Annotated in this window: 15 protein-coding genes; 5 read left to right on the plus strand and 10 right to left on the minus strand. The window is 46.7% G+C overall.

What is annotated here, in order from left to right; genetic code table 11:
- Positions 1-331: 331 nt before the first annotated feature.
- Positions 332-562: a DUF2626 domain-containing protein gene (locus J2Z65_RS02970; protein ID WP_028558057.1), complete on the plus strand. Its 231-nt coding sequence runs from the start codon at positions 332-334 to the stop codon at positions 560-562.
- A 63-nt stretch (positions 563-625) separates the two neighbouring features.
- Here the strand turns inward: J2Z65_RS02970 and J2Z65_RS02975 are convergent, their stop codons facing one another.
- Complete coding sequence (locus tag J2Z65_RS02975; RefSeq protein ID WP_167063685.1) at positions 626-1,750, minus strand: class I SAM-dependent methyltransferase; 1,125 nt, start codon at positions 1,748-1,750, stop codon at positions 626-628.
- 88 nt (positions 1,751-1,838) lie between these two features.
- Here J2Z65_RS02975 and J2Z65_RS02980 point away from each other — a divergent pair, with 88 nt between their 5' ends.
- The 3 genes from J2Z65_RS02980 (at position 1,839) to J2Z65_RS02990 (ending at position 4,526) form a co-directional block, all read left to right on the plus strand.
- On the plus strand, positions 1,839-2,804 hold the full coding sequence (locus tag J2Z65_RS02980) for a hypothetical protein (protein ID WP_167063682.1): 966 nt from the start codon (positions 1,839-1,841) through the stop codon (positions 2,802-2,804).
- A 101-nt stretch (positions 2,805-2,905) separates the two neighbouring features.
- Positions 2,906-4,000 carry a hypothetical protein gene (locus J2Z65_RS02985; RefSeq protein WP_167063679.1) on the plus strand — a complete coding sequence of 365 codons (1,095 nt, stop codon included), beginning with the start codon at positions 2,906-2,908 and terminating at the stop codon, positions 3,998-4,000.
- Between the two features lie 37 nt (positions 4,001-4,037).
- A complete protein-coding gene (locus J2Z65_RS02990; protein ID WP_167063676.1) occupies positions 4,038-4,526 on the plus strand; it encodes a hypothetical protein in 489 nt (162 codons plus the stop codon).
- A gap of 50 nt (positions 4,527-4,576) precedes the next feature.
- Here J2Z65_RS02990 and J2Z65_RS02995 read toward each other — a convergent pair whose 3' ends face one another.
- Positions 4,577-5,908, minus strand: a complete 1,332-nt coding sequence (locus J2Z65_RS02995; RefSeq protein ID WP_167063673.1) for a PhoH family protein — start codon at positions 5,906-5,908, stop codon at positions 4,577-4,579.
- A gap of 110 nt (positions 5,909-6,018) precedes the next feature.
- Between J2Z65_RS02995 and J2Z65_RS03000 the strand changes: the two genes are divergently transcribed.
- Entirely contained in the window at positions 6,019-6,564 is a 546-nt protein-coding gene (locus tag J2Z65_RS03000; RefSeq protein WP_167063670.1) for a YhcN/YlaJ family sporulation lipoprotein, read from the plus strand.
- Positions 6,565-6,606: 42 nt separating this feature from the next.
- Here the strand turns inward: J2Z65_RS03000 and J2Z65_RS03005 are convergent, their stop codons facing one another.
- The 8 genes from J2Z65_RS03005 to J2Z65_RS03040 form a co-directional block, all read right to left on the minus strand.
- The gene (locus J2Z65_RS03005) at positions 6,607-6,750 is read right to left on the minus strand and encodes a hypothetical protein (protein WP_167063667.1); all 144 of its coding nucleotides are present in this window, start codon (positions 6,748-6,750) and stop codon (positions 6,607-6,609) included.
- A 181-nt stretch (positions 6,751-6,931) separates the two neighbouring features.
- Positions 6,932-7,213 carry a hypothetical protein gene (locus tag J2Z65_RS03010; protein WP_167063665.1) on the minus strand — a complete coding sequence of 94 codons (282 nt, stop codon included), beginning with the start codon at positions 7,211-7,213 and terminating at the stop codon, positions 6,932-6,934.
- A gap of 5 nt (positions 7,214-7,218) precedes the next feature.
- Entirely contained in the window at positions 7,219-7,650 is a 432-nt protein-coding gene (locus J2Z65_RS03015; RefSeq protein ID WP_167063661.1) for a hypothetical protein, read from the minus strand.
- On the minus strand, positions 7,647-7,925 hold the full coding sequence (locus J2Z65_RS03020) for a YlaH-like family protein (protein WP_167064341.1): 279 nt from the start codon (positions 7,923-7,925) through the stop codon (positions 7,647-7,649). Before J2Z65_RS03020 ends, J2Z65_RS03015 begins: the two co-directional genes overlap by 4 nt.
- Positions 7,926-8,058: 133 nt before the next feature.
- Positions 8,059-9,900 carry a translational GTPase TypA gene (gene typA, locus J2Z65_RS03025; RefSeq protein ID WP_167063659.1) on the minus strand — a complete coding sequence of 614 codons (1,842 nt, stop codon included), beginning with the start codon at positions 9,898-9,900 and terminating at the stop codon, positions 8,059-8,061.
- Between the two features lie 164 nt (positions 9,901-10,064).
- Entirely contained in the window at positions 10,065-10,547 is a 483-nt protein-coding gene (locus tag J2Z65_RS03030; RefSeq protein ID WP_209855721.1) for a LiaI-LiaF-like domain-containing protein, read from the minus strand.
- A gap of 108 nt (positions 10,548-10,655) precedes the next feature.
- A complete protein-coding gene (locus J2Z65_RS35835; RefSeq protein WP_167063656.1) occupies positions 10,656-13,496 on the minus strand; it encodes a VWA domain-containing protein in 2,841 nt (946 codons plus the stop codon).
- A complete protein-coding gene (locus tag J2Z65_RS03040) occupies positions 13,480-15,402 on the minus strand; it encodes a vWA domain-containing protein (RefSeq protein ID WP_167063653.1) in 1,923 nt (640 codons plus the stop codon). Before J2Z65_RS03040 ends, J2Z65_RS35835 begins: the two co-directional genes overlap by 17 nt.
- Between the last annotated feature and the right edge of the window lie 47 nt (positions 15,403-15,449).

The raw sequence follows: 15,449 nt of genomic DNA on the forward strand, positions 1-15,449 counted from the left end.
ACTTACCGGGAGAGGAAGCCCCTTATTACGCTGGCCTCTTCCAGTATGAATAAAGAAGAATCAATTTGCAGGTACCGATGTATAAATTGATTCGCGCCATTATTACTATTTCTATGCCCGTACTAGAGTTCATAGAATCTATTTGATACTAAATGGTATTGCCAAATTTTTTGACACTCATACATGGGATTCCGATAAAAAGACATACTACATCTATATGATGAAATGTTTGCAATTTCGTCACCGTTTGACGGTTTACACTGCTCACTTCAAAAGGTATAATGTGTTGTAGTTAAAGTGCAACGTGGTACGAGAGGGGGATGTAACGAGAATGGATCGCATGTTTCGGGTTCTAGGTTTTTGGACACTTGTTATCGCACTGATGAGTTTAGCCGGCGATATGATACCTATGTCTCTGATTTTCTTTTTCCAAACAGCCGTATTCGTCATTCTAGGCTATATGCGCTTGTCAGAACGAACTTACATATTGTTGTTCTGGGGATATATGATTATTTCCTTCAGTGGGTTTACGTACTGGTCATTTTTCAAAATGTCTATTTAGTACAAGCACAAACAACAACGAACAAAAAGGTGAGCCGAAGGTTATCCGTCGGCTCACCTTTTTTCATTTGACAGCAATGAACACTTTGAACAGCTCACTCATTTGATCGCTCAGCAGCAGCTGCCGAATGGCCCGATTACGCTTGGAGACTTCACTGAACGGATTCGGATCGTAATGGTTCTGCAACCTCTCCAAAATGCCCTGTTCCACCAGGAACTCCCTTTGAGTCTGCAGCTTACAGTACGGAAATCCACTCTGCCTTGCAGCTATTTCCAATGCACTGAAGTTTACATGAGATGTTACATCCTGTTCCCCCACATATATCCATGGATTATCGTGGGCCTGATGTTTTCGATAACACATTAATGTCCCTTGGTAGCGATGTGCGGCATACAGCTCGTCTTCGACATCACCGTAATCAATAATTATGCAGCTCCCGCTCTTCATTCGCTGAGACACGCATGAGATCCATGACTCACTGCCTAGGTTAAGCTCACCGATTTGACCTTCCAACCATTGAACCTTCGATCGAGCTAATGTGTCTAATAGATGTTTGGAGAGATTCGGAAGCCAAATTTCCGCGAACGTTTGATCTTGTTCCTGCCAAGTGACATAGGATTCCTCAAAACAATCTGCATTATAGCGAATTCGGTGCACTGGAAATGCATCCAATAGTTCGTTAGCAACGATAAACATATGATCTTGGGGCTCCTGAGCCATCCATTCCTGCTCACTAGCAAACTGAATAAGCTGTGTATGTGCCTCTAAAGCAGTTTGCTGAAGCGCACGATGAAACCCGCTTGATTCAATAATCGTATAGGATAATCGATCGTAAACGGCTGGAAAGCTTCTTTTTAATTCATCTAATAGATGAAGCGCCATTCGCCCGTTTCCTCCCCCCCACTCAACGAGATGAAGGGGTTCTGTGCCAGACAGCTCCGTCTGCTGCTGCATTTGACCACTTATGAAGGATGCTATCATTTCACCCATCACAGATCCAATGGAAGAGCTAGTATAAAAATCTCCTTCTTTGCCTATCTTGAGGTTCTCGTTTCGATAATAACCAAAAGGCTCGCTATAAAGACATAACTCCATATAGTCGCGGAATGAAATCGCTTTTTTTCCTGCGGATTGTATAGCTTGAATGATGGATGCAACAACTTCCGGATGTCCAAGTTGAACATTCAAAGAAACCCCTCCAATTCTTTACTTAAAGACAAAGCTGTATGAAACCATTATAATGAATATGGATCATGGAAGGAGAGACAAAACTCGCATGTCAAAGAAGTGGATCACCCTTACAGCGGTAGCGGCAATCAGCCTGTTATCGTTGACAGCTTGTACGGATAATACGAAAGTAAAAGAAGCTTTTGAGCAATCTCTAAGTAAACAAAATGAAATGAAATCTTACACATTTGAAGGCAGCACAACGCTTTCCATCAGTGACGGCTTGTTAAAAACATCAAACCCCTTAACAAATGGGCTTGTGTCTTTGGTCAAAGAAAGCACCATGGATTGGAAGGGGATTAGCAATGTAGACCCACTCGAATTCCAAACGGATTTGAAAATAACCCCAAAAGGCTCTACGTCACCTTTTGAAATTCCAATTCTCATTAAAGATAGCAAATTGTATTTTAATATGCCAGCTTTAAATAAGACGCCTGACGAGTTCTACGCCGTTGATTTGCAGCAAATGAGCCAAAACAGCAAGAGTGCTTTAACGCTGGACACATTGAAAAACACATCCCAGCTGTCGACTGCGCTTGGCAATCTCGTTTTTAATGGCATTGATCCAAAGTGGTATAAAGAGGACAAAGCACCCGTTAAACTTAAGGACGGATCATCCGCCAAATCCATCAGCGTAGAACTCACAAGCAAAAACGAAAAAGATATCAATACCATATTCCAAACAAAGCTGCCAGAGTTTTACGGGTACTTGCAAAACAACGGTTTCCTCTCCGCAGACAAAGCGGAACTGTTAAAAAAAGGCCAGCCTTCTGCCATTCAGCTAAAAGCGCCGAGCAAGATGGTTGTCGCAATTGATGACAGCGGCTTTATCCGAGAGCAAACCTTTGATATTGCTTTTCAAATGACCGTCGACGGCAAGGTTCAGGATAATCATATCGTGCTTCACCAAACCTACGACGCTATCAATAAAGCGACACCTGTAACGAAGGAAGTACCGAAGAATGTCAAAAACTTTGATGACATCCTAAAGCTTATAGCACCGGCTAAAAAATAGACATCGTGCGAAATACTTACTTCTTCCCCCGAGGTAAGTATTTTTTTGTGCTTCATTTAATAGAAATATGATAATCTGTTCATAGGGGGAGAATACGTTCAATGAAATATAAATTCGTAGCTATGATGACATCCATGCTCTTGCTCATACAACTCACTCTGCCGCTCTACACAGTGACAGCAGAAGAAAATAATCCGGGAGCCGATGAAACCAAAGAACTCGTCCAAAAAGGACTTACCATTTTTGAAATCGATAAAGAAGTAAACCGGCTGAATGCGCAAGATGCCAATATCGTCTTACAAATCAAGCAAAATGAACAAGATATTACGAAACAGAGCAGCAATGTTGACAGCTCGCGAAAGCATGCAGGCCAAGTAATGAGGGCTTACTACACAGGAGACCGTGATTCGATCTGGATGCTGCTGTTTTCCGTTAATTCCTTTGCGGATGCCTTGCGCATGTTTGAATATCTGCAGATGATCATTTCGAATGATCATCGCGCATTAGCAGCTTTTACAGATTCGTTTAACAAATTAAAAAGCTTACAAAGTGAACTGCAAGCATCCCGTGCCCAGCTTCAGAAGACAAAAGATAAATATCTTGAGCAGCGGGAAAGACTTGTGAAGCTGCAAGATGAGTTGGACAAACAACTAGCCGTCAGCGCCCAGGCTTCAGTCATAGAGAACCAAATCAAGAGTTTAAACGAACAATGGAAACAAGTAGGTGTTCCCTTATTCCGTGAGTACTTGAATAATTTGTCCGCGGCGTTCCGCGATCTTCCGCAATATGTTACAAAAGAAAGTAAATTTATGGACTTATCCTCAATTAAAAATCCGGTAATTACAATCAGCGATACTGATTTTAACGCATATCTGCATGGCAAAAACGAGCTTCTGCAAAATTTGAATTTCCAATTCGCTGACGATTCCATTATCGCCAAGGGTCAAAAGGATCAGGTGCAGATATCAATCACAGGCAAATTCCTATTGAAGGAGAATCCGGACATGAATGAAGTCCGTTTTGTCGTGGATAAGTTGGAGTTTAACGGTTTCCAACTGCCGGATACCACCATTGAAGATTTCTCAAAGGAATTTCAACTTGGCTTTGTACCGAAAAAAATCGTCAGCTATCTGGATGTCGTTAGTGTTGAAACGAAAAATGGCACCGCAGTTGTGAAACTCAAATTATCCTTGTAAACTAGCTATGGATAATTAAATAAAGCGAGGACTTACGATGGAAACGAAAATTGGATTATTAATGGATGTACCGGATGGAAAATTGATTAATTTTTATACCCAGATCGAGAAAGCGCTGGCAGGCAAAGCGGAGATTTTCGACCGCGACAACGAAATGTTAATTGTCAGCAATGAGGCGCAGAAGTTTGCTGTGCTTGAGGTAATGGCTCAGCATAACGTAGATACGGACCAAATGGCCTTATGCTTGCTGCCAGAAGACGCAGAGTTGACTGATCTTTTCAGCGACTATGGGTTTACAAGCGAAGGCGAGAACAACTACTTATACGAGAAATTGGTTGTCCCCTTTCGATTTACCGAGGACAGCCAGCAAGCGGATGTCGATCAGGCGTCGCTTCAAATCGAAGAACATCTGCTAGCTCTGTACAAAGATCATCATCGCGATGTCTATGTCGTAGATCGCCAGCTCGAAGAGCTTATGCAAGGCATTGCCAAGGCTTATCGATGCCGCATTGAAATCCTTGCTTGAAACCAATAAACCCCTCATTCCCACTTTGATGTGGAATGAGGGGTTTTTGATTAGAGCAGATCAGCCGCTAACTGCGCAAGATGCGAGCGTTCTCCTCGCTCGAGCGTAATATGCCCGCTTATGCCCTCCTGCTTGAATCGTTCCACCACATAAGTTAATCCGTTACTTGAAGCATCAAGATAAGGATGGTCAATTTGATCTGGATCACCTAACAAGACAATTTTACTGCCTTCGCCTACACGTGAAACGATCGTTTTGATCTCGTGCTTGGATAAATTTTGCGCTTCATCAATAATGATGAATTGCCCTGGGATGGAACGTCCACGAATGTACGTGAGCGCTTCGACTTGAATGCTGCCGAGGCCGGCAAGCACTTTCTCAATGTCGCCTGGTTTCTTCGTATCGAACAAATACTCAAGATTATCATAGATCGGCTGCATCCAAGGGCGCAGCTTTTCCTCTTTTTCACCAGGCAAATAACCGATATCCTTGCCCATAGGTACAACAGGCCGAGCAATAAGCAATTTCTTGTATTTCCGGTCATCTTCAATTTTCATAAGGCCCGCAGCCAGCGTTAGCAGTGTCTTACCTGTACCCGCTTTCCCAGTGAGGGTGACGAGCGGGATATCGTCATTGAGCAGAAGCTCAAGAGCCATGCGCTGCTGCGCATTTCGCGCGGCAATTCCCCAGATGGGATCGTTACTCATAAAGAGCGGCTCAAGTTTTTTGGCATCTGTCGTGACTTTCAATAAAGCTGATTTGGAAGAGCCTAGTTCGTCACGCAATATAACAAATTCATGGGGATGAAGCATGTACCCTAAATTCAATGAAGTCACAGTCAAGAAACGGTATGAATAGAACTCGTCAATCACAGACGGGTGAACGTACAATGTGATGCAACCTGTGTACATATCTGTCTGAGCTACGATTCGGTCAGTTAAATAATCCTGCGCGGGAATGCCAAGCACATCCGCCTTGATCCGTACCAGCGTATCTTTACTTACGATAACAACAGGTCTCGGAAAATCATTGGCCTGCTCTTCTAGATGGTAATTGAGGGCTACGGCCAGGATTCGGTTATCATTTGTTAGTTCAGAAAAAGTATCTTGCAGTTTAGCGAAGCTTCGGTGGTTAAGCTCAACTTTGATGCTTCCGCCTCGTTCCAGCGTGATGCCATCGGATAACGTACCCTTGGTTCTTAAACCATCGAGTAACCGTGAAACATGTCTTGCATTTCGGCCTATTTCATCCGCATTTCGTTTCTTAGAATCGATCTCCTCCAACACCACGGCGGGTATGACTACTTCATTATCTTCGAACGCGAATAAGGCATTTGGATCCTGAAGCAGTACATTGGTATCTAACACGTAAATTTTTTTCATTGGTGTGTCCCCTCCCAGATTTGGCGTCAGATCATTGGTTATATTTATTACATACAACCTAACTGCACAGGACAAACTAAACGCGAGATTCAAGGAAAGGATCGATTCTAGTGAGACTATTGTGCGTATTATCGTTGGTACTAACCCTCGCGGTTGGCTGTAGTCAAGCGCCGAAAAGCGGAGCCCCCTCTCAAGATACAAATCAAAGACAAGTAAAGGTTCAACAAATTGCTCCGCAAAAGCCGGAAATCAAAGATTCTAAAGCTGTTGCAGAACGTTTGGAAAGCCTAGCCACCAGTATCCCACAAGTTGAAAGCGCGCATTGTGTCGTGTTCGGCAATACCGCCGTGGTTGGCATCAATCTCAGAAAAGATATGGACAGAGCGAAAGTCGGCACCGTCAAATATTCGGTTGCAGAAGCTCTGAAGAAAGATCCATACGGTGTGAATGCCATCGTGACAGCAGATCTAGATTTAGATCAGCGGCTGCGCAACATTCGGGATAACATCAAGGCAGGAAGGCCGATTACTGGGTTCGCTGAGCAAATGGCGGATATCATGGGCCGGGCCATACCACAACTGCCGCGTGATATTCGCAATCCCCAAGACAACACAGGACCTAATGACGCGAACCAGGCCGGGAATCCAAATCCATAATTCGCGGAAAGATAACAAAAAGCCTGACTGCACACAGCAGATCTAGGCTTTTTTTATCGCATCAAAAACTTGGCCGGGTGGCTTAACAGTTACTCGGCACGCAAAAGTTTTCTCATATTCAACTGTTGTCATCAATAGGGCGCGGTCAATCATTTGCTCCAGTAAAGCTGTGATGTGTTCAGCCATATCGCTAGCGCCTCCTACAAGGGTGGTTGAAAACGCTCCTTACACTAACAGTATAGCATAGCCGGTGGCAAGCGTTCCACCATTATGTATCTATTTTCAGATCATGCGAACACTCCTTTTTCACCCAGATATACCTTATTGTACGTCGGATTGAAAAAGTTATGTCGCTTAAATATCCTGCTTATTGATTATTGTAAATCGGATTGGCGTTAATATCATCCAGCAGCTTCTCCGCGGCTTCGCGGTCAAAACTCTGTTTGCTCTTGATCCCCTCACGCTCATAAGAAATATGAATTTTCATCGGATCGGCTTCATCCACAAGTTCGATTTGGCTGACCCCATGGTCTTCATGCAAAATCATGGCGAAGAAATCCAGCGTTTCTTTAGCAGCCTCATCACTGGGTCTAGCTTCGCTAACAATGTGCATTTGCAGCCAGTTGAAAAACGTATCCTGGAGATTCATGTTAATTAATGCCCATCCTCTCTAAGTAAAATAACGTCGCAGCCGGACTCCAGCCAACGCAGCCATTGATTTTTCCATCTGATCGACTCCGCATTCAAATCGCCTTCATTCAAGGATGAGACTAATTGCATCGCTTCGTCGCGCGTGAGAAGACGGTCCAGAAAGGCCTCTGCACAATGCGAGAGGTGAAACGGGTCACCATCAAAACGAATCGCATCCGAATGCCCTAAATCGAATTCTACAAGCTCTGAACCGCATAACTCCTCGTCCTCGCTCAAAAGGAGGCTGGATTTAAACATAGCAAGCAATCTGGGATGTCCCCCACTCGCCAGCTCACGGAACTTTTCCAACGCATTCAGCGGCGTACAGTTGATCCTGTCAGCACCAAGCACCAGTGGCGAGTAGCTCACAATCGGAGTTAACCAGAATCGCGTCATTCCGGGTTACCGCTTCCAGTTCTTTTCTCGATAAAATAACGAATTCGAACCAGAAACATTAAAGAAATGGCTACTGTCAAGCATAATACTATCGGTAAGCCTACAAGTTGAAAACCAAGCAGCATAATCGATCCGATCGCCATTAGCACGTAAACGATGGCCGTTTTGAGAATCGGCAATTTGCGAGTGCGAAAAACTTTGTTATACACGTAGGACATGAATATAAAGATTAACAAATAAGTGATGTAAATGTGATTACCAAACCACTCGTTCAAAGCCGTCAACACCATACACTCCATTTCGCTAAAAAAAGTAATGTCAACTCTCATTATCGCTCAATTGCGCAAATAAATAAAGGGAAATGCAACCGGATGGCTGACATTTCCCCTATTAAGAACACTTTGTGAACTAAACGTTCGCTTCAGCCATTTTACGTTGTTTCTCAGCACGTTCACGTTCGCTTTTGTTCAAGAGCTTCTTACGAATACGAACGGATTTTGGCGTAATTTCGCAATATTCATCATCGTTCAAATACTCAAGTGCTTGCTCCAAAGAGAATAAGCGCGGAGTTTTCATTTTCACGGTTTCTTCTTTGTTCGCGGAACGGATGTTGTTTACCGCTTTTTCTTTACAAATGTTTACGATGATGTCGTTGTCGCGTGTATGTTCACCAACAACCATTCCTTCATAAACTTCTGTTTGCGGATGTACAAACAAGATACCGCGATCTTCTACGGAAAGGATTCCGTAAAGCGTGGATACGCCGGATTCGCTGGAAACGAGTACGCCTTCATGACGTCCGCCTACGCCTGCTCCTTGGTATGGACCATAGCTGTCGAAAGCATGGTTCATAATTCCGTAACCGCGAGTTAACGTCAAGAAGTTCGTTCTGTAACCGATCAGACCACGTGCAGGAATCAAGAACTCAAGACGAACGTTTCCGCTGCCGTTGTTGATCATGTTGACCATTTCGGCTTTACGGGAACCTAAGCTCTCCATAACGGAACCCATGCTGTCTTCTGGAACATCGATGATCAAGCGCTCGATCGGCTCCATTTTTTGACCGTCGATTTGACGGATGATAACTTCCGGCTTGGAAACTTGCAATTCAAAGCCTTCACGGCGCATGTTTTCAATCAAAATACCTAAGTGAAGCTCGCCGCGGCCTGATACGATAAAGGCATCGGGACTGTCTGTATCCTCAACGCGTAAACTTACATCTGTTTCAAGCTCTTTGTAAAGACGCTCGCGGATTTTACGGGAAGTAACCCATTTTCCTTCGCGACCGGCGAATGGCGAGTTATTGACGATAAATGTCATTTGAAGCGTCGGCTCATCGATTTTCAAGACTGGCAAAGCTTCCGGATTCGCTGGATCAGCTACCGTTTCACCAATGTTGATATCTTTGATACCGGCAATTGCAATAATGTCCCCTGCAGCTGCTTCTTCAATTTCAATACGTTTCAAGCCTGTGAAACCGAAAAGCTTCTCGATTCTGGCTTGCTTTTGTCCGCCTTCGCGTGTCATAACAGCAACTGTTTGACCTTGACGAATTTTACCGCGGTTTACACGTCCTACGCCGATACGGCCTAGGTACTCGTTGTAATCCATAAGAGTAACAAGGAATTGAAGTGGTTGGTCAACATCTTCGGTTGGAGAAGGGATGTGAGTAACGATCGTTTCATAGATAGCTTCCATGTTCTGATCTTGTTTATCTGGATCAAGACTTGAAGTACCTTGCAAAGCAGAAGCATATACCACGTGGAAATCAAGCTGTTCATCCGTCGCGCCAAGTTCAATGAACAAGTCTAATACTTCATCCACAACTTCAGCTGGACGAGCATTCGGACGGTCGATTTTGTTAACAACAACAACAGGCTTAAGGTTACTTTCTAGCGCTTTACGAAGAACGAACTTCGTTTGTGGCATTGTACCTTCGAAGGCATCAACTACAAGCAAAACACCATCAACCATTTTCATGATACGCTCTACTTCACCGCCAAAGTCGGCGTGTCCAGGTGTATCTACAATGTTAATAAGGTAGTCTTTATAATTAATAGCAGTATTTTTAGCAAGAATGGTGATACCGCGTTCTCTCTCGAGATCGTTGGAGTCCATCGCTCTTTCTTGGACCGCTTCATTGTCGCGGAATGTACCGGATTGCTGAAGTAATTTATCTACGAGTGTTGTTTTGCCGTGGTCAACGTGAGCGATAATTGCAATATTGCGAATCTTTTCTCTTGCTTGCATGAATGTCAAACCCTCTCTACCCTATAATTTTCGTCTCTGTTCATAAAACAAGCGTCGGACAAAAGCGCCGACGCTTGACATTTATGTTTATTATACGCAGTTTATCGACATTATGCAAGGAAAATGACGATCAACATAAAACTTTTACATAAAACATAAATCAATTACCACACATTTTTCCTGCGGAAAATCATAAGAAGTCCAGCTGCAACAAGGATCAAAGCGATTACATATATCCCTAATTTAACAAGCAGCGTGATCCCAAATAGGACGGCTGAAATGATTCCCAGCACTAAGGCGCCAATCCAAACCCCCCGGTCACTACCGCGATCGAACAAATGAAGCTCATATAATCCGATGGCGACGCCGAGAATGAATCCTGGCCACAAATAACTCATAGATCCCCAACCGAAAATATTGCAGAAGAAAAACATCAAGCCGTACGTCGTCAAAATGCCTCCAGGGACAAGGACGCCTGCCGGCCATGTGCGATTAAAGTACAAAATGTGGAAAAGCAGTCCCGGAGCAAGTAAAACAAGAGGCCAGAAAAAGGATAAAATAAAGTGAAAAACGCCTAATTTCCCGAGTAGCAATAAAACGGCCAGGCCAATTAACAGGATACCGATGGAGTAGCTATTTCTAGCCATGCGAATTCCCTCCTATTTCACTTGTCAATGCGGTGTCCTTTCGACACCATTCAACAAGTAGTTTATCGCAACTGGCCCAAAATTGCTAGCCTGCAGCCTATTTGCGGCCTATTTGCGGCCTCGCCGTTTCGCTTCCAGCAAACGGCTCATGCTGTCCGGCGGCGTGTCGTTTGCCGCAGGAGGAGCAGGCTGCGGCGCAGGCCGCTCCGGCTCCGGCCGCGGCGCAGCCAGTGGAGCGCCGCCTGCGGCCCGGCGCTCACGCTGCAGCTTGTGCTCCGCAAGCTGCTTCCGCTCGCGGAGACGCGCCAGCGGCGTCACCGTTGAGGGCGGACCCACCGGGGCGGCCCGCAGGCGAAGCGCCCGCGCCCACAGGCCGGGCGGCAGTGCAATGCGGCGCGCTGCGATGTCCGTCAGCAGCAGCGCGAGCGCAGCCATCAGCAGGTACTCGCTGATGGGGGTGTATCGCTTCTGCGCCGCAGAAGCGAAGGCGAAAGCGTCCTCCGGATGCTCTAGCGAGAGCATCCGGCCGCCGGTAAGCTCAGCCAGCTGCTGAAGCTTGCTGAGCCCGGAACCGTCCGTGATCCGGTATTCCGGGGAATACGGGATCACGAAGCCTGTCACCCGGCTGCCGATGACGCGCTTCTCGGCCCCATCCTGCTCGCTGGCGGGAGCAAGCAGTTCGGTTTTCGCTAAGTAAACGCCTGACTTATCCACAGATAACTGTGCTGAATAATCGCCCGGAGCAGTAGACGTAAAAGAGACCTCATTGGTCCCCATGGCTTCATCCGTCACTGTAGCCCGAAGCTCTCCTTGTCCTTTAGAGCTGCCCAGATCAGCATCTCCGACTTTGGCTTGCAGAGTCAGCTCATCACCCGATAAATGTCCCTTCAATTCAAGCGGGGAAGATTGAAATTGCGGGAACGTCCATTTGACCATACGCGTCAGCAGCGGCGCAAAGGATGGCCAGGTTACCCAATTCGCAGACCAAGCACCTGTCACATCGCTTGTCCAGGCGACAGACCGGCCCGAGCCATATTGCCACCTGGCTAAAACCGGATCAGGCTCAGAGCTGGACAGCACCACTTCCGCTGCCTCCTTTGGCGTGGTCGCGATATAGCCTTTCAGCTGCGGCAGACCTCCTCCCAAGAGTCCAGCCCAATCCGAACCGCCCGTTACGGCTGGCACAAAGGGCTGATTAACGACATAGGTGCGGGAGATGAGCACTGCCTCCCGGCTAAAAATCGCCGGAATCGTTGTTTGGTCCACCGCAGCGTAATACCTGCCCTTCGCCAGTTCAGCCAGTTTGCTTAACAAGGCTTGATCCGCGTCCGTACCAATGGCCACCGTTGACATCGTAATATTTTCCTTTTGCATATCAGCGGTCAAAGCTTCATAACTCTGAGTCGTCGCGGACTGACCATCCGTTAGCAAAATCATATGCTTCCGCTGCGCATCGACCTTCGATAGCTTCTTAAACGCCTCTTCGACCGCCGTATAGATTTCAGTTCCGCCATCGGCTGGAATGGCATTGATCTTTTGAATGACGTCTTGCTTCTGACTTAGCTTTTGGGGCTCCACGTACCAATTGGGAGAGGAATCAAAGCCAAGCACCCCAAGCGTATCTTTGTCCCTGAGAAGATCCACGGTACGTGAGGCTGCTTCTTGCGCCAGCTTCATTTTGTCCCCTGACATGCTGCCGGATTTATCCATTACGAGCACAATACCCAAAGACGGAATTTCTCGTTTCCCGCGCAAATCCATGTAAACAGGCAGAGCACGCTCAATCGGTGTTTTGAAATATCCGCCAAGCCCGTAGCTGTTATCTCCTCCGAGCATGACGAGCCCAACGCCATAATCACGGACGACTGCCTCAATCATTTCCATTTTGAGCTGAGATATCTGGGTTGCCGCCACATTGTTAAGAATAATGCTCTCAAATCCGGTATATGTTACGAAATCATTAGAAAGAAGCTCTGGTTGGATCGTTTCATAAGGAATTAAAGCCGCTTGCAGTGCTCCCTCCACATTTTGAGAAATGCCGGCTTTCCCTTCTACAATGAGTACCTTCGGAGGCCCCTGCACCTTGCTGAAAGCATAGTCTGTATTGTTTGCAGAGAGCTCGTCACCGTCCATATACACTTCAGCTCGATATCGATGAAAGCCAGGTTCTTTGGCTAACGACTGCACCGCAAAACGATTCTCCCCCTTACTAAGCTCTAGGGATTGCGCCGTCATCTCCCGATTGTCTTCAAATACCCGCAATTGAGCCGGCCCTGAAGTCGTAGAACGAATGACAACTTCGATGGTATAGGCTTCCGCTTGATAGAGTTTTTCAGGAACGCGCACAGCTTCTACCGCGGCATCTGTACGCTCTTTACCAGCGAAGGGAACGACATCTACCTGAATCCCGCGATCTCGAAGCAGCTTGCCTTGGCGCAGCATGTCTCCAACATTTTCTTCACCGTCGGACATGACAATGATACGTCCTCCATTTTCCTTCGCAAGCAGACCGGATGCCAATTGCAAGCCTGAGGCTACATTAGAAAACTGCGGATTCGATTGGGCGGTGAATTCAAAACCATCCATTTCCCTGGCATCAACCGGTTTCTCAATCGCAGCTTGAAGCGCAAGAGAAACGACGCCGGCCTCGTCCTGTTCAGAGGTGCGTGCGCCTACAGCGTCGCGTATCCACTGCGCTTCTGTGGCTTCTTCCTTCACACTGTCTGAGCGATCAACAGCAAATACAAGGCTTTTGTGATTAGAGTTTGTAAACAGTTGAGCACCGGCCAGGGCCAAAACCAGTAGAACCAGCACTGCGGCTCGCAGCGTCATGACGACCTTTTTTCTTGACCCTTGAAGTCGATGGAGTGTTCTCCATATCCACCATAAGTAAGCAGGCAGAAGCAGAAGCGAGAATAGTGCAATCGAATGCTCAAACTGAATGCCCACGCCGGTACACCTCCCATTCGATCACAAGCAGCATGAGTAAAATCATGACGAGCCAAGGCATTAACGATGTGAAGCCTACGCTTGGATCATTCCCCTTATTCTGCAAAGTCTGTTCAGAAATTGGCTTGAAGCTTAACTTGCTTGCATTAAATGTATTCACATCGGACTCTCTTGCATCCATCACGACTTCCAGCAAACGCGCCTGAAGCTCACGTCCTTCTTCGTCGAACTCCTTGAACATATACAATCCCGGTAGGTTGGGAACCGTTTGCCTTGCGGCTAATCCTTTTCCATTACGCTCTGCCTGTTCCTCGGATGCACCCTCTTTGTCCGCCGTCCAAACCGCTTTAGCGGCCTGAGTGTGCAGCGGCATGTCGATCCGTTCCCCTGCAGTAGCGCGGCCAAGATTCCCTCCCTGATGCTGGGTTAACCAAGCGACTGCATTTTGCACAAGAATGGGAAATTCCGTCCGAAGAGCCAAATCCGATTGTTCCAGTGGAAAAGTAAACGATAACCTTGCAGCGCCTTCCTCCGTGCCTGCCAAGAGCAGCGGAACGCCATCGGAGGAAACGATGGCCTTCTCCCACGGGAGAGCGACTCTAATCTGTACGTGTGCAACGTTGACATCTTGCAGACGAATATAACGCATGACCGGATGTTCCTCGATCGTAAAAGGGGCTTTGGGCACCATCGCCTTCGTCGACTCTGCGGAAGAGGCAAACCGCCATACGGGTTTAGAGACAAGGATCTTCTGCCATCCGTTCGTCTTCAAGCTCGATTCATCCACACCGTCAAGTAGGATGAGATCTGGTGCCTGCCCTATTGGGGCCGGATAGATGCCATCCTTGCTCTTTTGGATGTGAAGAACGTCCGCTTTGGCCAACAGAAGTGCCTTTTGAAGAAAAAGATTCCCTTCCCCCACATAGGCAATTTGAGTTCGGCCCGTCCCTTCCGGAAAAGCATAGCTCGTATTGTCCGCTTCCAATGCATCTTTCGTAACAAGCTGAAGCTTGTACACATTGGCACTAGCCAGCTTTTCCATAAAGATCGACTTTTGCTCACCAGCCTTTAACTGTACAGAATCGGTGCGGACGATTTGCGTATCCGCAAAAAGTTTTGTTTCGACAACGGTGTTTACAGTGCTCCAATTTTTCAACACAGCAACAGCTCGCACGTCAGTCTCATTATTTTTTACACCGAATTGGGATATGGACACATTAATAGCAGCATCCTCTGGGGGTAGAGCCGCTTCTACACTGCCTTGTACACTAACTACCTGGACAGGTACTGAAAAAATGATTTCATCCGCTTTCTCAGCCCACTGTCTATCCGTGTAGATGCGAACTTCCCCATCGGACTCTTCACGGGTTAATGCGGAAGCCAAGGAGAGGGATTCCTGCACATTTGTTTTGCCGTAAAAAGGGGCCACCTTATCCAGCGCACCCCGAAGTGCAGAAACGTCCGATTCTTTTTGCAAAATCAGCTCTGGCTGATCTTTGATAACCATGAGCGAATAAGTGCGGTTTGGGGCTTCCTCTTTTACATAAGACAGAATGCCTTGCTTCGCTTGCTCCAATCTAGTTAACCCTTGATGGGTTGTCGTCTGCATGCTTGCTGACGCGTCAAGGACAAAAAAGATATGTGATTTAGCCGTCTGCTGCTCCCGGATCAAGGGCTGCATCAAGGCTAGCACAAGCAAGGAGGCGGCCAGCAGTTGAAGCAGCAGCAATAATTGGCGTTTTAGGCGCTGCCACGGCTGGTTGGCCTCCTGCTCACGGAGTATGCGCCGCCAAAGCATGTGGCTGGATATTTCGGTGTCGATATAACGCCGTTTTAACATATAGAGCAGCAAGATGAAAGGTATGGAAAGCGAGAACCAAAGCCCGCTTAATGTCGCGAAATGCATAAATACCCACCTTTCCGAAAGCGATAATCGTCTGCTAACCGCCTGCG

The sequence above is a fragment of the Paenibacillus aceris genome (assembly GCF_017874035.1).
GTDB classification, from domain to species: Bacteria; Bacillota; Bacilli; order Paenibacillales; family NBRC-103111; genus Paenibacillus_E; species Paenibacillus_E aceris.